At 68.4% G+C, this 22,533-nt stretch carries 21 protein-coding genes; 5 read left to right on the top strand and 16 right to left on the bottom strand.

The window, feature by feature from the left end:
- Nucleotides 1–289: 289 nt before the first annotated feature.
- Genes WFQ67_RS19830 through WFQ67_RS19815 form a run of 4 tightly spaced genes read right to left on the bottom strand, consistent with a single transcriptional unit; the run spans nucleotide 290 to nucleotide 4,237 of the window.
- Nucleotides 290–577 carry a DUF202 domain-containing protein gene (locus WFQ67_RS19830; protein WP_337057965.1) on the bottom strand — a complete coding sequence of 96 codons (288 nt, stop codon included), beginning with the start codon at nucleotides 575–577 and terminating at the stop codon, nucleotides 290–292.
- Entirely contained in the window at nucleotides 570–953 is a 384-nt protein-coding gene (locus tag WFQ67_RS19825) for a YidH family protein (protein ID WP_213625150.1), read from the bottom strand. Before WFQ67_RS19825 ends, WFQ67_RS19830 begins: the two co-directional genes overlap by 8 nt.
- A 53-nt stretch (nucleotides 954–1,006) precedes the next feature.
- Entirely contained in the window at nucleotides 1,007–2,371 is a 1,365-nt protein-coding gene (locus tag WFQ67_RS19820) for a DUF1329 domain-containing protein (RefSeq protein WP_337057964.1), read from the bottom strand.
- A 12-nt stretch (nucleotides 2,372–2,383) separates the two neighbouring features.
- Entirely contained in the window at nucleotides 2,384–4,237 is a 1,854-nt protein-coding gene (locus WFQ67_RS19815; protein ID WP_337057963.1) for a DUF1302 domain-containing protein, read from the bottom strand.
- A gap of 307 nt (nucleotides 4,238–4,544) precedes the next feature.
- Here WFQ67_RS19815 and WFQ67_RS19810 point away from each other — a divergent pair, with 307 nt between their 5' ends.
- Nucleotides 4,545–5,507, top strand: a complete 963-nt coding sequence (locus WFQ67_RS19810) for a LysR family transcriptional regulator (protein WP_213625147.1) — start codon at nucleotides 4,545–4,547, stop codon at nucleotides 5,505–5,507.
- On the opposite strand, the gene WFQ67_RS19805 is transcribed toward WFQ67_RS19810, so the two are convergent.
- From WFQ67_RS19805 to WFQ67_RS19790, 4 genes are all read right to left on the bottom strand, one after another.
- Nucleotides 5,471–6,769 (bottom strand): MFS transporter, encoded by a 1,299-nt coding sequence (locus WFQ67_RS19805; protein ID WP_213625146.1) that lies wholly within the window; start codon nucleotides 6,767–6,769, stop codon nucleotides 5,471–5,473. The genes WFQ67_RS19810 and WFQ67_RS19805 overlap by 37 nt on opposite strands.
- Nucleotides 6,770–6,929: 160 nt before the next feature.
- Nucleotides 6,930–8,093, bottom strand: a complete 1,164-nt coding sequence (locus WFQ67_RS19800; protein ID WP_337057962.1) for an acyl-CoA dehydrogenase family protein — start codon at nucleotides 8,091–8,093, stop codon at nucleotides 6,930–6,932.
- Nucleotides 8,094–8,107: 14 nt separating this feature from the next.
- Nucleotides 8,108–9,655: an AMP-binding protein gene (locus WFQ67_RS19795; RefSeq protein WP_337057961.1), complete on the bottom strand. Its 1,548-nt coding sequence runs from the start codon at nucleotides 9,653–9,655 to the stop codon at nucleotides 8,108–8,110.
- Between the two features lie 735 nt (nucleotides 9,656–10,390).
- The gene (locus tag WFQ67_RS19790) at nucleotides 10,391–11,026 is read right to left on the bottom strand and encodes a TetR family transcriptional regulator (protein WP_213625143.1); all 636 of its coding nucleotides are present in this window, start codon (nucleotides 11,024–11,026) and stop codon (nucleotides 10,391–10,393) included.
- A 95-nt stretch (nucleotides 11,027–11,121) separates the two neighbouring features.
- Between WFQ67_RS19790 and WFQ67_RS19785 the strand changes: the two genes are divergently transcribed.
- A complete protein-coding gene (locus WFQ67_RS19785; RefSeq protein WP_337057960.1) occupies nucleotides 11,122–11,790 on the top strand; it encodes an O-methyltransferase in 669 nt (222 codons plus the stop codon).
- On the opposite strand, the gene rimI is transcribed toward WFQ67_RS19785, so the two are convergent.
- The 4 genes from rimI to WFQ67_RS19765 form a co-directional block, all read right to left on the bottom strand.
- Complete coding sequence (gene rimI, locus WFQ67_RS19780; protein WP_213625141.1) at nucleotides 11,733–12,890, bottom strand: ribosomal protein S18-alanine N-acetyltransferase; 1,158 nt, start codon at nucleotides 12,888–12,890, stop codon at nucleotides 11,733–11,735. The two genes, WFQ67_RS19785 and rimI, sit on opposite strands and share 58 nt — an antisense overlap.
- A gap of 55 nt (nucleotides 12,891–12,945) precedes the next feature.
- On the bottom strand, nucleotides 12,946–13,092 hold the full coding sequence (locus WFQ67_RS19775) for a hypothetical protein (RefSeq protein ID WP_021220067.1): 147 nt from the start codon (nucleotides 13,090–13,092) through the stop codon (nucleotides 12,946–12,948).
- Between the two features lie 73 nt (nucleotides 13,093–13,165).
- Complete coding sequence (locus WFQ67_RS19770; protein ID WP_337057959.1) at nucleotides 13,166–14,113, bottom strand: magnesium transporter CorA family protein; 948 nt, start codon at nucleotides 14,111–14,113, stop codon at nucleotides 13,166–13,168.
- Between the two features lie 14 nt (nucleotides 14,114–14,127).
- Nucleotides 14,128–15,708 carry a RimK family protein gene (locus WFQ67_RS19765; RefSeq protein ID WP_337057958.1) on the bottom strand — a complete coding sequence of 527 codons (1,581 nt, stop codon included), beginning with the start codon at nucleotides 15,706–15,708 and terminating at the stop codon, nucleotides 14,128–14,130.
- Between the two features lie 333 nt (nucleotides 15,709–16,041).
- Here WFQ67_RS19765 and WFQ67_RS19760 point away from each other — a divergent pair, with 333 nt between their 5' ends.
- Nucleotides 16,042–16,713, top strand: coding sequence for a DUF3313 domain-containing protein (locus tag WFQ67_RS19760; RefSeq protein WP_213625138.1), 672 nt, complete (start codon nucleotides 16,042–16,044; stop codon nucleotides 16,711–16,713).
- 164 nt (nucleotides 16,714–16,877) lie between these two features.
- Here WFQ67_RS19760 and WFQ67_RS19755 read toward each other — a convergent pair whose 3' ends face one another.
- The 3 genes from WFQ67_RS19755 to rlmE all read right to left on the bottom strand — a co-directional run bounded on the left by WFQ67_RS19755 (nucleotide 16,878) and on the right by rlmE (nucleotide 18,965).
- Nucleotides 16,878–17,231 carry a VOC family protein gene (locus tag WFQ67_RS19755; RefSeq protein ID WP_213625137.1) on the bottom strand — a complete coding sequence of 118 codons (354 nt, stop codon included), beginning with the start codon at nucleotides 17,229–17,231 and terminating at the stop codon, nucleotides 16,878–16,880.
- Nucleotides 17,232–17,296: 65 nt separating this feature from the next.
- Nucleotides 17,297–18,196 (bottom strand): aromatic amino acid DMT transporter YddG, encoded by a 900-nt coding sequence (gene yddG, locus WFQ67_RS19750; RefSeq protein ID WP_213625136.1) that lies wholly within the window; start codon nucleotides 18,194–18,196, stop codon nucleotides 17,297–17,299.
- Nucleotides 18,197–18,344: 148 nt separating this feature from the next.
- The gene (rlmE, locus tag WFQ67_RS19745; RefSeq protein WP_173180294.1) at nucleotides 18,345–18,965 is read right to left on the bottom strand and encodes a 23S rRNA (uridine(2552)-2'-O)-methyltransferase RlmE; all 621 of its coding nucleotides are present in this window, start codon (nucleotides 18,963–18,965) and stop codon (nucleotides 18,345–18,347) included.
- A gap of 256 nt (nucleotides 18,966–19,221) precedes the next feature.
- On the opposite strand from rlmE, the gene WFQ67_RS19740 reads away from it, so the two are divergent.
- Together WFQ67_RS19740 and WFQ67_RS19735 are read left to right on the top strand one after the other, a co-directional pair.
- Entirely contained in the window at nucleotides 19,222–20,841 is a 1,620-nt protein-coding gene (locus WFQ67_RS19740) for an NAD(P)/FAD-dependent oxidoreductase (RefSeq protein ID WP_213625135.1), read from the top strand.
- Between the two features lie 11 nt (nucleotides 20,842–20,852).
- Nucleotides 20,853–21,578 (top strand): TrmH family RNA methyltransferase, encoded by a 726-nt coding sequence (locus WFQ67_RS19735; RefSeq protein WP_213625134.1) that lies wholly within the window; start codon nucleotides 20,853–20,855, stop codon nucleotides 21,576–21,578.
- 100 nt (nucleotides 21,579–21,678) lie between these two features.
- On the opposite strand, the gene WFQ67_RS19730 is transcribed toward WFQ67_RS19735, so the two are convergent.
- A complete protein-coding gene (locus tag WFQ67_RS19730; RefSeq protein ID WP_337057957.1) occupies nucleotides 21,679–22,182 on the bottom strand; it encodes a GNAT family N-acetyltransferase in 504 nt (167 codons plus the stop codon).
- Nucleotides 22,183–22,533 lie beyond the last annotated feature (351 nt).

Here is a 22,533-nt window from a genome sequence, read left to right as displayed (position 1 = left end):
CCCTTTTGGTTTCTTTTGGGTGGTTCGGCACCCCGACGACTGCCAAAAGAAACTCGCCCGGGGGGGCGAAACCAGAAACATCAGCAAAGCTCGGCAATCAACTGAACTCGAAGTAATCCAGCAACACTTAACGCAGATGGGCGTTCCAGGCATCCAGAATGGCCTTGAAAGCGCCGTTCTCGAGACCACCGCACGCTGCTTCCGGCGAACTCCAGGTGCACGCTCCGTGGTCCTGTTACTGCCCATCGCATCCGCCTGCGTAGCCCGGGCTTCAGCCTGGGGATGCGGGTCAGCCCGTGATCGCGGCCTTCACCATCGCCAGCAGCGTCATCGCCACCATCGCCAGGCCGGTGCCGAACACGGCGGTGGTGCGAGGCTGGCCGCGTTCGTCGCGGAGCATGGCGAGGCCGTGGCGGTAGCGCGGGCGCTGGCCGAGCCAGAGGGCGGTGGCGCTGCCGAGGGCGAGCAGGGCCAGTGCCGGTTCGGCGCCGCGCAGGGCCAGGCAGGCGATCACCAGCAGCGAGAGCTGGGTGCGGCGCCAGGCGAGTTCGGTGCGTTCGGCCTGGGTTTCACGCATGCCAGCGCGGCCAGAACAGCCCGGCCAGGATCAGCGCCGCCACGCAGCAGCCGAGTGCCAGCGCCGGCACCAGGGCCGGCAGGGGCAGGGCGCGGCGATGACGCAGGGCGCGCTCCACCGCCAGCCAGCGCAGGCAGGCGCCCAGGCTGACGAGCAGGCTCAGCGACAGCAGGCCGAGGGTGATGACCAGGCGCAGGCGGGGCTCGAAGGCGTGCCCGGCGAAGGTCTCCACGGCGATGCCGCCGCCCAGCAGGGCGAGGGCGGTGCGTACCCAGGCGAGAAAGGTGCGCTCGTTGGCGAGGGTGAAGCGCGGGTCGGGTTCGTCGCCGCCCAGTAGTGCGTGCGACAGGGGCTGGCGGGAGCGTGGTTCGTTCATGGTGGCCTGCACGGTGGAGCCGCCGCGCCCGGGGGCCGGCGGCGTGGGTGGGATCAGCGCAGGCCCTTGCTGCGCAACGCGCCCGGCGAGTAGTCGGAGGCGCTGGCCTGGTAGCTGAAGTCGAACGGCTTGCGCTGTTCGCCGGTCAGCCCCGAGGCGAGGTAGCGGCCGTTGTTGAGGTCGTAGGTCACCTCCATCGCGGCCACCACCGACTGCCCGCTGGGGTGGTAGAAACCGTGGGCCTCGCCGACCCGCCACAGCTCGCCACGGCTGTCGTAGTGGTCGGCCTCGAGGATGGCCCAGGTGTCCTCGTCGATGAAGTAGTGGCGCTTGCTGTAGATGTGGCGCTGGCCCGGCTTGAGGGTGGCGACCACCTCCCACACGCGGTGCAGTTCGTAGCGGGTGGCGTCCGGGTTGACGTGCCCCGGCCGGATCAGCGTGTCGTAGGGCACCTCGGGCGAGGCCAGGCGGTAGGCGTTGTAGGGCACGTAGAGGGTCTTCTTGCCCACCAGCTTCCAGTCGTAGCGGTCCGGCGCGCCGTTGAACATGTCGCGGCTGTCGGCGGTGCGCAGGCCGGCGGTGGTGGGGCCGGCGGTGTCGTAGGCGATGCTCGGCGCGCGGCGCACGCGGCGCTGGCCGGCGCTGTAGACCCAGGACAGGCGCGGCTCGGCCACCTGGTCGAGGGTCTCGTGCACCAGCACCACCTCGCCGACCATGCGCGAGGGCGCGGTGAGCTTGTGGCTGTAGTAGTAGAGGATGTTGCGCGCCTGGTCCGGCGCGAGGCCCGTGATCGCGTCACGCCGGGTGAAGTACTGCTGGGTGGTCATCACCGTGTAGGCACCGTCCTTCTGGGGGGCGGCGCTGTCGGAGACGACGCTGAAGCTGCGGTTGCGGTTGCGCGTGATGTGGTTCCACAGGACCTCCAGGCCGTCCTTGGGGAGGGGGAAGGCGATCACGCCGGCGAAATCCTCGATGCCGTTGCCGTTGTTCACCAGGTGCGCGTGGGTGGCGTTGCGCGCGGCGGCGTCGCGCACGGCATCGCTCACCGGCACCGAGCGGTGGGTGGGGTAGACCGGCAGGCGGAAGCTCTCGGGGAAATGCTTGAGCAGGGCGATCTGCCCGGGGCTGAGCTGGTCCTGGTACTGGGTGTAGTTGCCGGCATCGATGGTGAACAGCGGCTTCTCGCCGGCGTAGGGGTCGCTGGGCGTGCCGTTGCTCGCCAGCGGCGGGTTGACGGTGGCGCCGTCCCACGCGGGGATGCGGCCGTCGGCGCTGGCGCCGCGTTCGGCGCCGATGGGGGTGAGCTCGCCCTGCAGGCGGGCCGCTTCTTCGGCCGTGACGGCGGCGCCGGCGTGGCCGGCCAGGAGGAGGGCGCAGAGCAGGGCGCCGCCATGGGTCAGGCAGTGGGTGGGTTTCATGCTGGACTCCGCTTAGAAGTTGACGCCGACGCTGATGGACACGTAGTCGCGGTCGCCGCGTGTGCCGTAGTCGCCGTCGATGTAGTCGGTGTACGCCAGGCTGGCGTTGTAGGTGTTGTTCAGCGAGGCATCGAGGCCGACGCTGATGGCCTTGGAACCTTCGCTGAAGGCCGAGCCCTCGCCGGGGCCGTTGCCGTCCACGTCTTGCTGCCAGGACAGGTTGGGGCGCAGGTCGATGCCGGCCACCGCGTTGGGGTAGCTCAGCGCCGCGCGCATCCGGTAGCCCCACGAGAAGCGTGTGAGGAAGCCCTTGTCGTTGCAGTGCTGTGGCGTGCGCGAGGTCGACAGGCACACGGCGTTGTTGGCCAGCACGCCGCTGCCGAAGGTGCCGCTGCGGCCGTAGCGCGGGCCGTAGGTGCCTTCCAGGCCGCCGACCCAGGTGGCGCCGGCTTCGCCCACCAGCACCAGCTGGTCCGCCCCCATTACCTGGGCGAAGGAGTGGGTGGCGGTGACCTGGGCCTGGGTCACTTCCTTGCGCCGGTAGCCGTCGAACAGCGCGCCGTTCTGCGCCGCGCGGGTGCCGTCGGCGATCAGTGGCGAGCGCGAGGCGTTGTTGAGCAGCGACTGGATGATGTCGGTGCCGTTGAGCTGGATCGGCATGTTCGGCCGGTAGCTGATCTCGCCCTGCAGCGCGGTGCCGGTGGCCAGGTTGGTGGAGAACGACAGGCCGTAGAGGCGGATGTCCTCCGGGTATTGCGCGGTGTAGTGCGAGGTGCCCATGCGCAGCGCGCCGGCCAGCGTCTGCCCGGTATTGCCGGCGAGGAAGGCCGCGCAGTTGGCCAGCGGCACGCCGAGGTTGGCGCACAGCTGCGGCGCGAAGGCGGTGTTGGTGAAGTAGGGGCTGCTGACGGTGCCCATGTAGGGCAGGCGGCTGTGGTAGTTGGCGAGGTAGGCGCCGAACTCGGTGTCCAGGGCGGCGGCGAACCAGCGCAGGGACAGGCCCCACTGGCCGCTGTTGCGGGCGTCCTGGTCCTGGGCCCGGGGGATGCGGATGCCTTCCCCGGTGAGGTTCACGCCGAAGGGCGTCAGGCCGGCCACCGCCGACGCGTTGCCGGTGAGGTTGGCGCCGACGTCGAGGCCGTTGCAGCCGTCGGCGAGGAAGTCGTTGCTGGAGAAGAAGGTGCCGCAGTTGTCCAGCTGGGTCTGTTCCCAGTCGAGCTGGTAGAAGAAGTCGCCGGAGAGGGAATCGGTGAGGTTCTGCGAGACGTAGAACATGTTCACCGGCACCAGGCCTTCCTTCACCTCGGAACCCGGACGGCGCAGCGCCGAGAGGTTGAAGGGGTTGATCACGTTGAGGCCGCCCTGGATGAAGGTGCTCTCGCCCCAGTTCACCACCTGCTTGCCGAGCCGTGCGGAACCCGGCTGCTCGGCGATGGCGTAGTTGTAGTAGAGGAAGGCGTCGAGCAGCTCGGCGCCGGCGGTCTTCGCCGAGCGCTTGCGGTTGTCGTCCTCGACGTTCTTGAAGCGCTGGTCCTGGTCGCGCAGCACGGTGTCGTACCAGTAGCTGCCGCGCAGGAAGAGGCCGGCGTCGCCGTGGCGCAGCTCCAGGTCGTGGCTGCCCTTGAAGATGCCGGAGAAGGCATCGCCGGAACGGAAGTTGCGCCGGCCGTCATCGCCGGTGGCGCTCTGCAGCTGTTTCGGGTCGGGGTTGGCGGTGGAGAGGCTGGTGCCGATGGACAGCGAGGAATCGAGCTGGCCTTCGAGGTCGCCGAACTGGAAATCGACGGCCATGGCGTTGCCGATCATGCAACTCAGGAGGGTCAGCAGGTAAGGCGGTTTGATGATGCCGTGCAACGTGGATCTCATCACTCATTATCCTCTTTGTTGTCGAGTGAACAGTCGGTTTCACGCGCAGGGACAATAAGTTCCGAAGTTGTTCAGGCAATAAGGACCCCGGCCCGTCTATAACGAACCGATCATATTCGGCGGTGGGGCTGTTCGAACTTGAAGAGGGGTCGAAACAACGGTTCTTATTGTTATGCGCGGGTATTCAAGTGCGTTGGCTACTCCCTTCGTTTTAGTGTTTCGGCGATACTAGGTGCCCTCGAAAAGGCCCACAAATAGTGTCTTCGGATAGTTGCCATAACGCTTCGGCATACCCAGTGAGAACCGCATGACCCTCAAACAGCTGCGCTACCTGATCGCCATCGCCGAAGCCGGGAGCTTCTCCGCTGCCGCACGCCGGGCCTACATCGCCCAGCCGGCGCTGAGCCGCCAGATCGGCCTGCTGGAAAGCGAACTGGAACTGCAGTTGCTGGAGCGCCAGCACGACGGCGTGGCGCTCACCGACGCGGGGCGCCAGCTCTACGAGGTGGCGCGTTCGGTGGTGCAGAAGCTGGATTCGGTGAAGGACGAACTGACCTCCACGCGGGGCGATCCCAAGGGCCATGTGTCCATCTCCATCCCGGCGACGGCCTCGGCGCTGCTGCTGCCGGAGATCATCTCCCGGGCGGCGGAGAAATTCCCCAGCATCGCCCTGACGGTGTGCGACGGGCTGACCCGCGAGGGCGGCCAGGCCATCGAACTGGGCAAGGTGGATTTCGGCGTGCTGCCCAATGCCGAGGAACTGCAGCATGTGGCCGCCGAGCCGATCTTCGTCGAGGACCTCTACTGGGTCGGGCACGGCGAGGGGGAGGAGACGCCCATCAGCCTCGCCGAGGCGGGCGCCACGCGCCTGGTGATGGCGCCGCGTGCGCTGCACCTGCGGCGGCGCATCGAGCAGGCGGCGATGGAGGCGGGGGTGGTGCTGAACGTGGCCTACGAGCAACAGTCGACGCCGGGCATCGCCAGCCTGGTGCGCAGCGGGCTGGCGGCGACCATCAGCAACTGGCCGCCGCTGCTGGAGCTGTTCCAGCCGACCACCGCGCGGCTGATCGTCGAGCCGCGCATCACCCGCACCGTGTCCATCGCCCATTCGGTGCACCGGCCGCTGTCCTTCGCGGCCTCCTGCATGCGTGACCTGGTGCGATCGCTGCTGGTGGAGGCGGTGAACAGCGGGCGTTGGCGTGGCGCCCTGATCGAGCGCGGCGCCGAGGGCGATCAGGCCCGCGAGCAGGCGGCCGACGTCTCTTCCTGAGCCAGGCGCTCCCGCGAGCGCTGCGGGTTCATGGTCACCAGGCCGACCAGGCCCGCCACCACCAGCACCGCGCCACAGACCAGGAAGCCCTGGGCGTAGCCCTGCGGATGGGCGGCACCGGCGCCGCTCACCAGCAGGCCGGTGACCACCGGCGCCGAGAGGCCCGCCAGCGAGGCCACGGCGTTGCCGATGGCGAGGATGCCGCCGCGCTGGCTGGCCGGAGTAAACTCGGCGAGCATCGCCGGCCCCACCGAATACATCACCAGGGCCAGGCCGCCGCTGAGGGTCAGGTTGACGATGCGCACCGCGACCGGCAGCTCCAGCATCAGCGAGGCGGAGAACAGCCCGCCGGCGATCAGGCAGAGCGAGACGAAGGCGCCACGCGCCAGGCGCGAGGGCAGGCCGCGGCGCAGCAGGCGCTGGGAGACCCAGGCCATGAACAGGCTGAGCGGGGTGGTGACCACCACGAAGAGCACGAACATGTGCCCGGTGCGCAGCGGGTCCATGCCCAGGCCGACCTGCAGGTAGCTGGGCACCCAGGTCAGGGTCAGGGCCAGCGACCAGTTGGCGGCGAAATGGCAGAGGTAGTTGCCCAGCACGCTGGGGTCGCCGAGCAGGCGGCGGTAGGGCAGGCGGTGGGCGTCGGGCGTCGCCAGCTGGCCGCGGCGCAGGGAATCGATCGTGCCCTCGCGGCCCAGCAGCAGCCACAGCCCGCACCACACCAGGCCGATCACGGCGAGCACGGCGAAGTTGGTGCGCCAGCCGTAGTGCAGGCTGACCCAGGGGATCATCGCGCCGGCCACCAGGAGGCCCATGGCGCTGCCGGAGTGCAGCAGGGCCACCGGCAGGCTGCGGCGATCATCGGGGAACCATTTGTACAGCGCGTGGGTGGCCACGGGGGACGCGGGGCCCTCGCCGATGCCGAGCAGCACGCGGCAGGCGACGATCATCCACAGCGAGCTGGCCAGCAGCATGGGCAGCTGGATCAGGGCCCAGAACAGGCCCATGCCAAGGAGCAGGGTGCGGGTCGGGCGGCGGTTCGCGAGGAAGCCGCCGACCACGGCGGAAGCGGCGAACAGCCAGTGCAGGGCGCCGCCGATCAGGCCGAACTCGGTGGGCGACAGGCCCAGCTCCTCGGTCATGGGCACGGCGACCAGGCCGATGACGACCTTGTCGAGGAAGTTGACCAGCATCATGAAGGCCAGCAGGAAGGCGATCGTCCAGGCGGGGCCGGGGCGGAAGGCAGTGTCTTCTCGGGTCATGGGGACTCTCGTTGTTCTTGTTCTGGAAGCCCGTCCGGCTTCCCTGGCGGACGGGGCTGCGACGGCCCGGGGCCGTGCAGGGCGGAAAACGCGCAAGGGCGCAGCCCACGGGGGCGGCCGGATTCGTGGCCGGCGCGCCCCCGGGAGTGCGCGTCGGGGCTCAGCCCGGCATCAGGATGCCCTTGGCGATGGTGTTGCGCTGGATCTCGCTGGTGCCGGTGAGGATGCGCATCATACGGCTCGCGCGGAACAGCCACTCGACGGGATGCCCCTTGATCAGCCCCGCGCCGCCATGCACCTGCACGGCCTTGTCGATGATGCGGAAGGCGGTCTCCGACGCGTACAGCTTGCACATCGGCGCCTGCACCTTGATGTCGCCGCCGGCATCGTTGTTGGCCGCCGTGGCGTACATCATGGCCCGCGCGGCATAGAGCTCGGTGGCCATGTCGGCGAGCATGTGGTTGACCGCCTGGAACATGGCGATGGGCTGGCCGAACTGCTTGCGGGTGCGGGCGTGGTCCAGCGACAGCTGCAAGGCCAGGCCGGCCATGCCGAGCATGGTGGGGCAGTGCAGCAGGCGGTTGAGGGTGATGCGCCCCATGGCCAGCTTGAAGCCTTCGCCTTCGCCGCCGATGCGGTTGGCCACCGGCACGCGCACGTCCTCCAGGACGATGTCGCCATGGGCGCCGCCGCCGGACATCACCGAATAGTCGCTGTCCACGCGCACACCGGGCGCGGCGAGGTCGACGAAGAACGCCGAGATGCCCTGCGGGCCGCGACCGGGGCTGGTGACGGCGAGCAGCACGGCGAGGTCGGCATAGGAGGCACCGGAGATGTAGCGCTTGGCGCCGCGCAGCACGTAGTGATCGCCCTCCAGGCGCGCCTCGGTGGTGATGGCGGTAGCGTCGGAGCCGGCCTCGGCCTCGGTGAGGGCGAAGCACACCGCCTTCTCGGCGCGGCAGACCGGGCGCAGGAAGGCCTCGACCTGGTGCTCGCTGGCCACGCGGAACAGGTGGCCGATGCGCGGCGGCCCGGAGAGTTCGCCCAGCACGTGCGGGGCCAGGGGCGAGCCGGTGAGCACCGCCGCTTCCTTCACCGCGCACAGCTCGGCGACGCTGAGCCCGGCACCGCCCAGGGCTTCGGGCAGCATCACGTTGTAGAAGCCCAGTTCGCAGGAGCGGCGCCAGATGTCGCGCAGCAGCGGCCGGGGCACCGGCTCGCCCCAGAGGATGCCTTCGCGCTCGGCGAGCGGGGCCAGCTCGTCACGGACGAAGGCCTGGATGCCGGCGATGATGCGCGCGGCCTTTTCGCTTGGTTCGATCATGTGCGTGTCTCCCGTCAGATCCGTCGTTCGCTGTTCTGCCAGTACGCTTCGCGGATCAGGCGGCGCACGACCTTGCCGTTGGGGTTCTTCGGCAGTTCCCGGACGAAGTCCACCGCGCGCGGCTTCTTGAAGCCGGCCAGGGAGCGTCCGCAGTGCTCGATGACCTGCTCGGCGCTGAGGCTCTCGCCGGGCTTGAGCACGATGACCGCACGCACCGCCTCGCCCCATTGCTCGTCGGGCACGCCGACCACCGCCGCCTCGAACACCTGGGGTAGGGTGTAGAGCACCTGCTCCACTTCGGTGGGGTAGATGTTGAAGCCGCCGGAAATGATCATTTCCTTCTTGCGGTCGACGATGAAGACGTAGCCGCGCTCATCCACCCTGGCCAGATCGCCGGTGAGGTAGTAGCCGTCGCGCATCACCTCGGCGGTGAGCTCCGGCGCCTGCCAGTAGCCCTGCATGATGTCCGGGCCCTTGACCACGATCTCGCCGATCTCGCCGGGGCGCACGTCCTCGAAGTCCTCGTTGACCACGCGCAGGTCGGTCTCGAAGTAGCAGCGCCCGCAGGAGGCCAGGCGGCTGTGGTCGTCGCCCTCGATCAGGTGGTCGCGCTCGGTCAGCACCGTGACCAGCGAGCAGGTCTCGCCGGCGCCGTAGCCCTGGGCGAGGATCGGCCCGAACAGGGCGATGGCGCGCTTGACCAGGGCCGGAGCCATGGGCGCGGCGCCGTACATCACCAGGCGCAGGCTGGAGAGGTCGAAGCGCTCGACGCCGGGGACGTTGACCAGGCGGTTGATCATCGCCGGCACCAGGAACAGGCGCGTCACCCGCTCGCGCTGGATGGTCTCCAGCAGCAACTGGTCGTCGTAGCGCTCCAGCAGCAGGTTGCAGGCGCCCACCGCCAGCAGCGGCATGATCTGCATGCCGCTGGCATGGGTGATGGGGCCGACGTGGGCCATCACGTCGCCCGGCGCGGCGCGGCGGGTGGGGCTGGCGATGCTCTTGCGGATCAGCGCCTTGCGGTTGCCGAAGGAGAGCATCGCGGCCTTGAGCACGCCGGAGCTGCCGGAGGTGTAGTGCAGCACCGCCAGGGCATCGTCGGCCGGGTCGCAGTGCACCGGGGTCTCGCTGCCGCGTTCCAGCACGCTGTCGTAGCCGGCGTCGCCGGCGGTGTCGTCCAGCGAAACGATCAGGCGCAGGCGCGGCAGCTCGCCACGGCGGGCATGCAGCGCGGCGGCGAAGCGCCCGTCGGCGATCACCGCCTGGCTGCGGGAGTCGTCGAGCACCTGGATGATCTCGTCCAGGGAGAGGCGGGCGTTGATCGGCACCTTGACCATGCCGGCCTTGTAGAAGGCCACCTCGGCCTCCACCAGCTCGACGCGGTTGAGCGCGAGGATCGCCACGTGCGCACCCTCGGCCAGGCCGAGGGCCAGGAGGCCGGAGGCCAGGCGGTTGGTGCGGCGTTCGAGCTGGGCGAAGGTGACGCGTTGCCGGCTGTCGATCAGCGCTTCGTGGTCGGGCCAGTACAGCGCGCTGCGGCTGATGATCTTTCCTAAATTCACCTTATTGTTCTCATCGGCAGGAAAAGTGCGCCGATGCTATCCAAGCGAACTCTTGCGCCACCAATACAACAGTACGATGCAGGCCATATCGATATGGAATAGGCGCTCTGGAAGTTGTTGTCGGGGCAACGTTATTTGAGCAAGTAACGCATCGAGAGTGGCAACTTCGGATGCATGTCTGCGCGCGGCAGTTGGCGGCCGTAAGTTGCCTGTCCGGCTCTTGCAGAGTGGACTTCAGCCCACCGTCCGGTGCTCATTGGTTAATTCGGATGTGCAGGACCTACCCCGCCTGGTGGATGAAAAGAGCGCCATCCATCCTACGCACCGGTCATGTTCATCCGCCGCGATGGGGCCGACATCCCCGTAGGATGGGTAGAGCCCCGGGAAACCCATCGATGCGGCGCGTCAGGCATAAACGCGTGCCCCGGCCGACTCCGCTCATCCGCCGCCACCCTGTGGGAGCGAATTCATTCGCGATGAACGCCCGGGATACACGACATTGCCGGGTTGCACCCGACCTATGGTGCGCCGCGAAACCCAATGATGCGGGGCTTGGGGCCTGACGATGTGCCCCGATCCGACCTCGATTGGTGGATGAAAAGAGCGCCATCCACCCTACAGGTGGTCATGCCCGCGCGGTGGCACGGCGCTTTCGTAGGGTGGGCTTCAGCCCACCGAGCGCGGCGAGGCCCAACGCGGCGATGTCCGGCCCTGCACTGCGGTGTTCCGCTCCCTCTATCCCCGCGCAGCGGCCGCTTCCAGGTAGGCGCCGAACATGTCGGCCATGGCGTCGGCGTAGCGTTCGATCTCCTCCTTCGTGCGCGGGCGTTCGGAGAATTGCTTGCCCACGGTGCCGAGGGTGGTGGTGATCAGCTCGCTGGCCAGGGTGCGGGCGGCTTCGGAGGCGTGGGGCAGGACCTCTTCCATGAAGGTTTCGAAGATGCGCCCGGCCGCGGCCTTGGCTTCCCGTGCCTCGGGGGCGTCGCGGTAGAGGGGGGCGGCGTCGTCGAGGGCGATGCGCATGTCGGCCTCCTCGCATTCGGAGTGGAGGAAGGCGTGGACCAGGGTGCGCAGGCGTTGCAGCGGCGGGGTGGCGAGGTCTTCGAGGATGCGGCGCAGCAGCTCGCTGGTCTGGCGCCACTCGTCGCTCTGCAGGCGGAACAGGATGGCCGCCTTGTTGGGGAAGTACTGGTACAGCGAGCCGACGCTGACGCCGGCTCGCTCGGCCACCCGGGCGGTGGTGAAGCGCTGGGCGCCTTCCTTGGCCAGAACCTGAACAGCGGCCTGCAGGATGGTGGCGACCAGCTCGTTGGAGCGGGCCTGCTGGGGTTGCTTGCGCGAGGAAATACGCGGGTTCTGGCGTTCGGTCATGGCGGGGCCTGGCAATGCGAATAGTGAAATGTGATGGATTGATCGCATTCTATTCCGGCGCCAACGATGCGCTCAACGACGCCTGGAGACCTTGCATGAACACCCTGACCCAACCCGCTCTCACCGCCTTGCTGGACCGCCTGTTCGCCGAGGCCGACACGGCCTGGCAGGCATTGGGGCCGAGCCTTTCCGACCTCGCCGAGGGCGAAGTGGCGCGGCTGATGCAGAGCAAGACCGAATACCGCGAGTTCTACGGCTGCCTCAAGGACGTGGCGCTGCCCGTCTCCCGCGAGACCGGCCGCCTGCTGTACATGCTGGCGCGCAGCAGCGGTGCGCGGACCATCGTCGAGTTCGGCACCTCCTTCGGCATCTCCACGCTGCACCTGGCCGCCGCGCTGCGCGACAACGGCGGCGGCCGGCTGATCACCAGCGAGTTCGAGCCCACCAAGGTGGCGCGGGCCCGAGGCAACCTCGCCGCCGGCGGGCTGGAGGACCTGGTGGAGTTCCGCGTGGGCGATGCGCTGCGCACCCTGGCCCAGGACCTGCCCGAATCCATCGACCTGCTGTTGCTCGACGGTGCCAAGGCGCTCTACCCGGAGATCCTCGCCCTCGTGGAAAGCCGCCTGCGCCCAGGCGCGCTGGTGATCGCCGACAACGCCGACCACAGCCCCGAGTACCTGGCGCGGGTGCGCGAGGCGGGCAGCGGCTACCTCTCCGTGCCCTTCGCCGAGGACGTGGAACTGTCGCTGCGCCTGGCGGCGTGAGGGTCGCCGGGCGGGTAGAGGACGACGGACGCACGCAGCTTGTTGCCGCCGAACAGGCGCATGCGCTGGAAGCGCGCATGGCTGACCGGCATGTGCTGGCAGTCCAGCGCCTGGCGGTGGCGGCTGTGGTCGATGTCCGGGTCGTGGAGGTAGACGAAGTCCTCGTCGCAGCCGGTGACCAGCACCCAGTGCGGAGCCTTGGTGCGGGTCAGCTGGTAGCTGCTGATCAGCACCAGCGGCAGGCCGCCTTCGGCGAGCTGCGCGGGCAGGCCCTGGCGGCTGGCGGGCACCTGCTCCACGTCGCTTTCGCGCAGCTCGTCGCAGAAGGCCTCGTGCACCAGGCGCATGACCTCGCGCTTGCCTTCGCTGCGCACGCCGCTGAGGAACAAGGGGCCTTCGACACTGACCTGCAGGCGCACGCGAAAGCCGCGGCGCCAGGCGGCCAGGGCCAGCCCCTGGGGGCTGCAGCCGCCATGGCCGGAGGTCATGAATACCGTGGTCGCCTCGCGCCACAGCTGCACTTCCTCGCGCCGCGTGAGCGGGCGGCCCGGTTGCAGGCCGGCCATGGCCATCAACAAGCAGGCGGGGCCGCAGGTGAACTCGGTGCTCTGCTGGTAGTAGGGCACCGCCCGCGCGGCGTCGAGCGGGCGCTGGACGATGCGTTTCTCGTAGCGCAGCGCCTGGGCGTGGTCCTCGTAGTAGTCGTCGATGCAGGCGAAGCGGCGATAGCCGAACCGCTCGTAGAGGCCGATGGCGGGGTGGTTGTCCGGGCGCACCTCCAGGCGCAGGTAGGCGCAGTCGTGGTCGCGGGCGCGGCGCTCCGCCTCCGCCAGCAGTGCCTTGCCGAGCCCGTGGCCACGGGCGCCGGGGGCGATGGCGATGGAGTAGAGGCGCGCCAGCGAGGTGCCGCGGTGGAACAGCAGCAGCGCGTAGCCCATGACCTGGCCTGCGGCCTCGGCCACCGCCAGGCTGGCGTGGGCGCGGCTGATCATCCACTGGAAGCTGCGCGGCGACAGGCGATCGAGTTCGAAGCACTGGTTCTCCAGGTGGAGCAGGGCGTCGAGGTCGTCGGGGCGGGCATCGCGAAAGCTGAAGTTCATGGCGCTTCCTGGCTCAGGCAAGGGGCCGGGCACGGTTGCGCCCGGCGCGAGGGGCTCAGCGGCGGGGTGTCCGTCGCGACGCCTTGTCGCGTGCCTGTCGCGCCAGGTCGCCGGGCTTCATGCGGCTGTCCACGTAGTTGATGGCGATGCTCAGGGCGACGATGGCGACCAGGACGCTGAGGGCGATGTGCAGGGGTTCCATGGGGCTTCCTTTGGATGAGTGAGGCCAGCGGGCGGGATGCCCGGCGGCTGTTGCGAGTGGGGTGGTCGTTGCGTCAGCTGGCCGGAGGCGATGCGCGGGCGGCCACCAGCCGGCGCAGGGCCAGCAGCATGAGGCCCGCCAGCACGGCGAGGGCGAGGACGAACAGCGGGTAGGCGACCCACCAGGGGACGGCGGCGGTCATCATGCTGAACTCGGACATGCCGCCGATGCCGGCGATCAGGTTCAGCGGCAGGAACACCACGTTGATCAGGGTGAGCTTGCGCAGCATCTCGTTCATGGTGTTGTTCAGCAGGTTGCCGCGCGCCTCCATCAGGCCGGCGAGCACCGAGGAGTAGATCTCCGCCTGCTTGATGCACTGCTCGTTCTCGATGATCAGGTCGTCGAGCAGCTCCAGGCTCGCCGGGGCGAACCCCAGGCGCTCGCCCTGGCCGCGCAGGCGGGCCAGCACCGCGCCGTTGCCGTGGATGGCGTTGAGGTAATACACCAGGCTCTCGCTGAGGCCGAACATCTGCAGCAGGTGGCGGTTGTGCAGGCTCTGGTTGAAGCGCTGCTGCAGCTCGCGGGCGACCAGCTTGATGACCTTGAGGTGGCCCTCGTAGTGGTGGATGTTGCCCAGCAGGATGGCCAGCAGCACATCCAGCGGCTGCTGCAGGTCGTGGCGCCCGGCGAGGCCTTCGAGCAGCGAATCGGCGTGGGAGATCAGCACCAGCTGGCGCTCGTCCAGCAGCATGCCGAAGGAGGACACCTCGAAGGCGAAGCGCTCGTCGCCCGAGTAGTTCTCCGGGCGCTTCCAGATGAGGAACAGCGAGCCCGTGCGGAACTCGACGCGGGCGACTTCGTCCGGGTCCAGGGCACTGGCCAGGGCGTGGGCATCGAGGCCGTAGCGCTGGCGCAGCCATTCCAGTTCCTCGGCCTCCGGGGCGATGCACAGTTGCAGCGGCGCCGCCTCGTCCATGCAGGGGCGCAGGGTGCCGTCGATCAGCCTGTAGCTCTGGCGCATGGGCCGGTGCTCCTTCAGTGGGCGCCGCCGCGGCGCTTTTGTTCGAGGCGGCGGACGAAGTCCTCCAGCACCAGGCTGTAGAGGGTGTCCTGCAGGTGGGCATCCTCGATGCCGGCGTCGAGGTTGGGGTTGTCGTTCACCTCGATGACCTTGACGTTGCCGTCCACCTCCTTGAGGTCGACGCCATAGAGCCCGTCGCCGATCAGGTTGGCGGTCTTGAGCGCCAGTTCCACGACCGCCTTCGGCGCGCGCTCCACCGGTAGGGTGCGGCATTCGCCGATGACCTCGGCGCCCTGGGCCTTGTGGTTGACGATCTGCCAGTGCCCCTTGGACATGAAGTACTGGCAGGCGAAGATCGGCCGGCGGTTGAGGATGCCGATGCGCCAGTCGTACTCGGTGAAGAGGAATTCCTGGGCGAGCAGCAGCACCGAGTGCTCGAACAGCCCGGCGCTGGCCTCGCGCAGCTGCTGCAGGTTCTCCACCTTGATCACCCCGCGCGAGAAGCAGCCGTCGGGGATCTTCAGCACCAGCGGGAAGCCCAGGCGCTCGCCGACCTTCTCCAGCTCCTGGGGGTTGTCGCGGTAGAGGATCTCCGTGGCCGGCATGCTCAGGCCGTGGCTGCGCAAGAGGTCGGTGAGGAAGACCTTGTTGGTGCAGCGCAGGATCGAGGCCGGGTCGTCCATCACGATCAGCCCCTCGCTCTCGGCCTTCTTGGCGAAGCGGTAGGTGTGGTCGTCGACGCTGGTGGTCTCGCGGATCAGCAGTGCGTCGTACTCGGCCAGGCGCGAATAGTCCTTCTTCTCGATCAGGTCGACCTCGATGCCCAGGCGCTTGCCGACCCGCACGAAGTTCTCCAGGGCCTGGGCGTTGGACGGCGGCAGCGGCTCGTCCGGGTTGTGCAGGATGGCCAGGTCGTAGCGCGCCACCTGGCGTGAGCGCGGCAGGCGCCAGACCTTGCGGTTGAAGCCGTCGAGGGCGCTGGCGAAGAGGTCTTCCTGGTCCTCGCGCAGCTTGTGCAGGGAGCCCGTGCGCAGGCCGGCGATGCGCCAGGTCTCGCCCTTGCGGAAGTCCACCAGCAGGATGGGGCAGGGGAAGGCCTCGAACAGCTGGCGGGCGATCTCCTGCAGCGGTTCGAAGTCGGTGCGGCCGAAGTACAGGCTGAGGGTGAAGCCTTCGGTGTTGGCGCAGGGGTGCTGGGCGAGGGCGACCTCCAGGGATTTCTCCAGGTCGTCCAGGGCCAGGCCGTAGAGCGACTTGCGCGCCAGCTCGCTGATGGTACGCACCGAGGGAATGACCTTGTGCCCGCGCGCCTCGGCCAGCAGCGAGCAGTAGTAGCCATGGCCGAGGTACTTGTAGTGGCGGCACAGGTTGATGACCTGGACCTTCTTGTCGAGCTCGCCGCCTCGCGACTGCTCGAGGTACTCCCGCGCGGTGAGCATCTCCTCGCTGGGGATGTAGGAGGACCAGTCCTCCTTGCGCTCGACGATGATCAGCACCTGGCCGCCGTTGCGACGCTGCAGGAGGCCCTGCGCGAGGCCGACGGCCTGGATGGAGTCGGGGGGGATGCTGCTGAGACTGGCTTGAACCGAAGACATCTTCACGGGCCCGCTTGAGAGGTGGTGCGCCTCAATTAAGCAGCAAGCCGCGGCCCTGTCTCGCGTCGTTACGCAGGCTTTACGGGGCGCTGGCGAACCTTACGCAATCGTTGCGCGGCGCTCCTCCGCCTTGGCAGTTGGCGGGAGTCTGCTAGCGTCAATCCAGCATCCGCCGTTTCGTTCGGGCTCGCGCTCGAGCGGGGCGGCGCGAGACGCCGGGGCCGACTCCTCACATCCGTGCGAGACCTTCGGTGGCGTACCCGTGCGGCGATGACGTGAGGGCGTCGCCGACGCTTCCTGCCTTCCCACACTTGCTCGGACAAGGAGTCTTCGATGAAACATGCATTGGCGTTGGGCGTGGCGCTGGCGCTTTCCACCGCGCTGGTCGGCTGCTCGAGTACGGTTACCCAGCCGGATGAGTATTCCGGGTTCCTCTCCAGTTACGGCAGCCTGCAGAAGGCGACCACGCCCTCCGGCGCGGAGGTGATGCGCTGGATCGACCCCAAGGTGGACATCGGCCGCTACACCGCCGTCTACGTCGAGCCCACCCAGTTCTACCCGCGCCCCCAGGCCACCGAGAAAATCCCGCAGAGCACCCTGGACGGCATCACCCGCTACTACGACATGGCGCTCAAGCGCGAAATCGGCAACAGCCTGTCGCTGGCCGCCAAGCCCGGGCCCGGCGTCATCGTCGTGCGTGCGGCGATCACCGGGGTGAGCAGCAAGACCGAGGGGCTCAAGCCCTACGAGATCGTTCCCGTGGCGCTGGTGGCGGCGGCGGTGAGCACCGCCAGCGGCATCCGCGACCAGGAGACCGAGCTGGCCACCGAGGCGCAGTTCCTCGACGGCGGCAGCAACAAGGTGATCGCCCAGGTGGTGCGCAAGGGCACCGGCACGCCGCTGGAGAACAGCGCCCAGGTGCTCAAGCCGGCGGATGTCACGGGTGTGATCGATGGCTGGGCGAAGGACATGCACCAGAGCTACCTGAAGCTCAAGGCGAAGTGAGCCTCCATTGGGCCTGGCGCTCGGCCTGCCAGGCCGGGGAGCTCCCGTTCCATGGGCTGGCACAGCAGAGCGGTGTCGTCACGCAGCGGCTCGGGCTCGCCGACGGGGCGCAAGCCATTCTCCGGTTTCGATCGGCCGCACGGTGATCGGCCCGGGCGCCCTGCTCACGCGGCGGACCACACCGCCAGCTCGTAGCCGTCCGGGTCGATGAAGTGGAAGCGGCGCCCGCCGGGGAAGGCGAACACCTCGCGGCTGATGCGGGCGCCGGCTGCCTCCAGCCTGGCCTGGGCCTGTGCCAGGTCGTCGGCGTATAGGATCACCAGCGGGCCGCCCGGGCGCACCGCCTCGCCCGTGGTGAAGCCGCCGGTGAGGCGACCGTCGCTGAACTCGGTGTAGGTGGGGCCGTAGTCGGTGAAGCTCCAGCCGAAGGCCTCGCCGTAGAAGGCCTTGCTGCGAGCGATGTCGCTGACGTTGAACTCGATGTTGTCGATCTTGCGGTCTTTTCCCTGGGTGCTCATCGTGGCCTCCTGGCGCGTTGTGGAGCGCCATCTTAGGGCCGAACCATCTGCCACTGGAAGCGCGATCAGCCCGCGCTGCTGCGCGCCCGCGTCGCCTGCCAGCAGACCAGCGAGCCGGCGGTGACCAGCACCGCGCCCTGCCAGAACTGCAGCGTCAGGCTGGCACCGAGCCAGGCCGCGGCGAAGGCGGAAGAGAGCACCGGGGCGAAGTAGGAGACGGTGGCCAGGAGGGTGAGGTTGCCGCGCAGGATGCCGATGTTCCACAGGGCGTAGCCGCCGGCCATGGCGATGCCGGCGGCGAGCAGTTCGAGGGTGCCGCGCAGGGTGAAGGCGGGCAGCGGCTCGCTGACGAAGGCGAATTTCACCCAGAGCACCACCGCCGTGAGGATGAAGAAGAACGCCACGTGGTTCTCGCCCCGGGCGTAGCGCCGGGTGACGTTGCAGTAGAGCGCGAAGGTGATGGCGCAGGTCGCCGCGAGGCTGTAGCTCAGCGGGTTGGATTGCACGTTGGCGATGATGCTGGGCAACGACAGGCCGTCGGTGCTGACCACCCAGAGGATGCCGAACAGTGCGATGGCCGTGCCGGGCAGTACCAGCCAGCGGGCCGGCTGGCGGTTCATCAGGATGGCCAGCAGCACGGTGAGGCTCGGCCACAGGTAGTTGACCACGCCGAGCTGGATGGCCTGGGTGCCGTCTGTGGCGAAACCGAGGGCGAGCGACAGGCAGACCTCGTAGGCGACGAACAGCGCCGAGCCGGTGACCAGGTAGAAACGCGAACCCGCGCGCAGGCGCGGGCGGCCGAGGAGGGCGACCAGGAGGAGGGCACCCAGGGTGTAGATCAGCGCGGCCCCGCCGATGGGGCCGAAGAAGCCGCTGACACTGCGGATCAGGCCGGAGGCGGTGCTCCACAGGAGGATCGCCGCCAGCCCGCAGGCCGTCGCACTGCGTCCGTTGGTGATGCGCATGGTCCACTCATCTTGAAAGGGGCGGCGATTCTACAGGTTGGGACCTGGCGAGGGGGACGCGGTGTGGGGCGCCGCGATCCGCGTCGCGCCGCCGCTCAGCGACGCACGGCCGGGCGCTGGCCGAACGTCGAGGGGGGCAGAGGCGGGCTCAGCCCTTGAAGCCCTTGCCCACCAGGTAGACCTCCCGCGAGCGCGGGCGCGAGGCTTCCGGTTTGCGGATGAAGACCTTTTCGAACGAGGTGCGCACGTCCTTGAGGAACTCGTCGGAGCCTTCGCCCTGGAAGACCTTGACCACGTAGTTGCCGTTGGGCTTGAGCACCTGGCGGACCATGTCGAGGGTGAGTTCGACCAGGTACATCGAGGACGCCTGGTCGGCGGCGGCGACGCCACTGATGTTGGGGGCGATGTCGGAGACGATCAGGTCGGGTTTGCGGCCGTCGAGCTTGTCGAGGAGTTGCTGGAACACGCCGTCATCGGTGAAGTCGCCCTGGATGAAGTCGACGTTGTCCAGGCCGTCCATCGGCAGGATGTCGGTGGCCAGGACGCGCCCGGTATCGCCCACCAGCTTGCCGGCCACCTGCGACCAGCCGCCCGGCGCGGAGCCCAGGTCCATGACCAGCATGCCGGGGCGGATCAGCTTGTCCTTCTCGTTCAGCTCGATCAGCTTGTAGCTGGAGCGCGAGCGCAAGCCATCCTTCTGGGCCCGTTTCACATAGGGGTCGTTGACGTGTTCATCCAGCCAGCGGCGGCTGCTTTTGGATCGTTTCATGTTAGAGCCAACCACGGAAAATCAAGGTGAGGAGCGAACCCATGGGCGGTGCAGGGGGAGGCCATGGGTGCGAAGCGGCGGCGATTATAAGCCGAGAATGACGCACAGGTTAAATTCGCCGGACGGGGAGGGTGCCGTGCCCGGCTGCGCGACCGTCAGGCCGCCACTGACAGGGGCGGGGGCGGCGGGTACAATTCGCGCCTTACCCCTTCCCCTGTTGCTTCCTTTGCCGGGTTGACCGGCCAGGATTACCGCCATGATTCGCATCAACGAACTGTCCCTGCCCCTCGACCACTCCCCCGATGAACTGCGCAAGGCCATCGTCAAGCGCCTGGGTATCGGCGACGCCGACCTGCTGGGCTTCACCGTCTTCAAGCGCAGCTACGATGCCCGCAAGAAGAACAGCGTCATCCTGTTCATCTACATCATCGACCTGGAGGCACGCGACGAGGCGGCGATCCTGGCGCGCTTCGCCGACGACCACAACATCCGCCCGGCCCCGGACACCCGCTACTACCCGGTCGCCCAGGCACCGGCCGGGCTGGCTGAGCGTCCGCTGGTGGTGGGGTTCGGCCCCTGCGGGCTGTTCGCGGCGCTGCTGCTCGCGCAGATGGGCTTCAGGCCAATCGTGCTGGAGCGCGGCAAGGACGTGCGCAGCCGCACCAAGGACACCTGGGCACTGTGGCGCAAGAAGGTCCTCACCCCCGAGTCCAACGTGCAGTTCGGCGAGGGTGGGGCCGGCCTGTTCTCCGACGGCAAGCTCTACAGCCAGATCAAGGACCCGAAGTTCTACGCCCGCAAGGTGATGCACGAGTTCGTCCGCGCCGGCGCGCCGGAAGAGATCATGTACGTGAGCAAGCCGCACATCGGCACCTTCCGCCTCACCGGCGTGGTCGCCACCATGCGCGAGGAGATCATCGCCCTGGGCGGCGAGGTGCGCTTCGAAAGCAAGGTGACCGACCTGCTGATCGACGACGGCCAGCTCGAAGGCGTGGTACTGGCCAATGGCGAGACCCTGCACAGCCGCCATGTGGTCCTGGCGCTGGGCCACAGCTCCCGCGACACCTTCCGCATGCTGCACCGCCAGGGCGTGTTCCTGGAGGCCAAGCCCTTCGCCATCGGCTTCCGCATCGAGCACCCCCAGGGCCTGATCGACGAGGCGCGCCTGGGCAAGTACGCCGGCCACCCGGAGCTGGGCGCCGCCGACTACAAGGTGGTGCACCACGCCAGGAACGGCCGCGCCGTCTACAGCTTCTGCATGTGCCCGGGCGGCACCGTGGTGGCGGCCACCTCCGAGGTGGGGCGCGTGGTCACCAACGGCATGAGCCAGTACTCGCGCAACGAGCGCAACGCCAACTCGGGCATCGTCGTCGGCATCAACCCGGAGCAGGATTTCCCCGGCGGCCCGCTGGCCGGCGTGGAGTTCCAGGAGCGCCTGGAATCCCGTGCCTACGAGCTGGGCGGCAGCGACTACTGCGCCCCCGGCCAGTTGGTGGGCGACTTCATCCGTGGCGTGCCCTCCACCGAGTTCGGCGAGGTGGAGCCTTCCTACAAGCCCGGCGTGCGCCTGGGCGATCTCGCGCCTTCGCTGCCGGACTACGCCATCGAGGCCATCCGCGAGGCGCTGCCGGCGTTCGGCAAGCAGATCCGTGGCTTCGACCGTGCCGACGCGGTGCTCACCGGCATCGAGACCCGCACCTCGTCCCCGGTGCGCATCACCCGTGACAACGAGACCCTGCAGAGCCTCAACCTCAAGGGCCTGTACCCGGCCGGCGAGGGCGCCGGCTATGCCGGCGGCATCCTCTCGGCGGGGGTGGACGGCATCAAGGTGGCCGAGGCGCTGGCCAGGTCGCTGCTGTCCGCACACAGCCACTGAGCGGTGCATCGATGAAACTCGACGACATCAAGAAGCTCCACCAGAAGAAGTACCGGGCCGAGTTCGGTCACTTCCTGGTGGAGGGCGAGCACCTGCTGCTGGAATTGCAGAAGGCCGCCGAGCACAACCCGCAGCTGCTGCGCAGCCAGCTGTACGTGACCGCCGCCTACGAGCACTGGCAGAGCCCGTTCGAGACCCACCTGATCAGCGACCGGCAGATGGCGCAGGTGGCCGATACCAAGACGCCCCAGGGCATCATCGCGCTGGTGCCGATGCCGGCTGCGTCCGCGCCGGCGCCGGTCGCCGGCGAGCGCGCCATCTACCTGCACGAGATCCAGGACCCGGGCAACCTCGGCACCATCCTGCGCACCCTGGCGTGGTTCGGCGGCTTCCGCTGCCTGCTCAGCCCCGGCAGTGTCGACCCGTACAACCCCAAGGTCGTACGCGCCAGCATGGGCGCCATCTTCCATGCGCCCATGGAGCTGGATGTGGAGCTGGAGTCCCTCGGAAGCCGCTTCGAGCGCATCGCCTGCCTGGACATGCACGGCGAGCCGGTGCAGTCCGCCGCCTTCAAGGCCTTCGACTGCTACCTGTTCGGTAACGAGGCGCGCGGTGTGCCGCGTGAGCAACTCACCGCACTCGACGCCCGGCCCTTCACCATCCCCGGCAGCGGTGCCATCGAATCGCTGAACCTGGCCTCGACGGTCAACATGTGCGCCTACGAGCTGACCCGCTGACCCGCTGATTACGCGCCCGGCCGTTCCCCGGCCGGGCACGCCTGGTGTGATCTTCTCGAACGTCAGCGCCGTGACTCAGCAGGGCAGGTCTCGCGAACGGTCACGGCGCCACGCGAAGGTCCATCACCATCTCGTGCCAGGCCATACCGCCGTGGTCGGACGAGGAAGGCTGCACATAGCGGTAGCCCATGCGCCGGTACAACTCGACATGGCGCTCCTTGCACATCAGGTGGATGGTCGCCTTGCCCTTCTCGCGCATGCGTTGCACGAAGGTGCGCATCAGCAGCGACGACAGGCCCTTGCCTTGATACGCCGGGTCGATCACCACCGACATGATCACCACGTTCGGCGCCTCGGCGTCGTGGCCCACCAGCTCCTTGAACGCCTCGTCGGACATCACCACCTCGTGGGCACAGCCACTGTTGATGAAGCCGACCACTGCGCCGTCCAGCTCCAGGATCAGGAAGCCCTCGGGGTACTGCCCGATGCGCGTCGCGATCTTCTCCCGCGTGGCGGCCTCGTCGCCTTCATAGGCGGAGGTCTCGATCTGGTAGCAGCGGTCGGTGTCGGGGAGGGTGGCGTTGCGGAAGGTGGGCGTGCTCATGGGGGCCTCGATGGCAGTTCGGCGCGGCATGGTAAAGCAGCGGCCGGGTGCATGCACGGCCGGCATAGGCACGGTGCCTGGCCACGCGAGGTTGGGCTTCGTCCCTCAGCCCAACCTACACACCCCCTGTGGGAGCGGCTTCAGCCGCGAAGGACCCACCGCCGGCACCGGGCTGCGCATGGCCGGATGCTTCATCGCGAATGAATTCGCTCCCACAGACTCCAGCCACAGCTTCGCGAGCAGAGCTCGCTCCTACGGCTTGTGCCTCGGATTGGGATTCGTAGGGCACCGCCTGGCCGCGCTACACACCCCCTGTGGGAGCGGCTTCAGCCGCGAAAGACACATCGCCGG

Source organism: Pseudomonas sp. USHLN015 (genome assembly GCF_037153275.1).
Taxonomy (GTDB): domain Bacteria; phylum Pseudomonadota; class Gammaproteobacteria; order Pseudomonadales; family Pseudomonadaceae; genus Metapseudomonas; species Metapseudomonas tohonis.
This window is presented reverse-complemented; position numbering and strand designations above follow the sequence as displayed.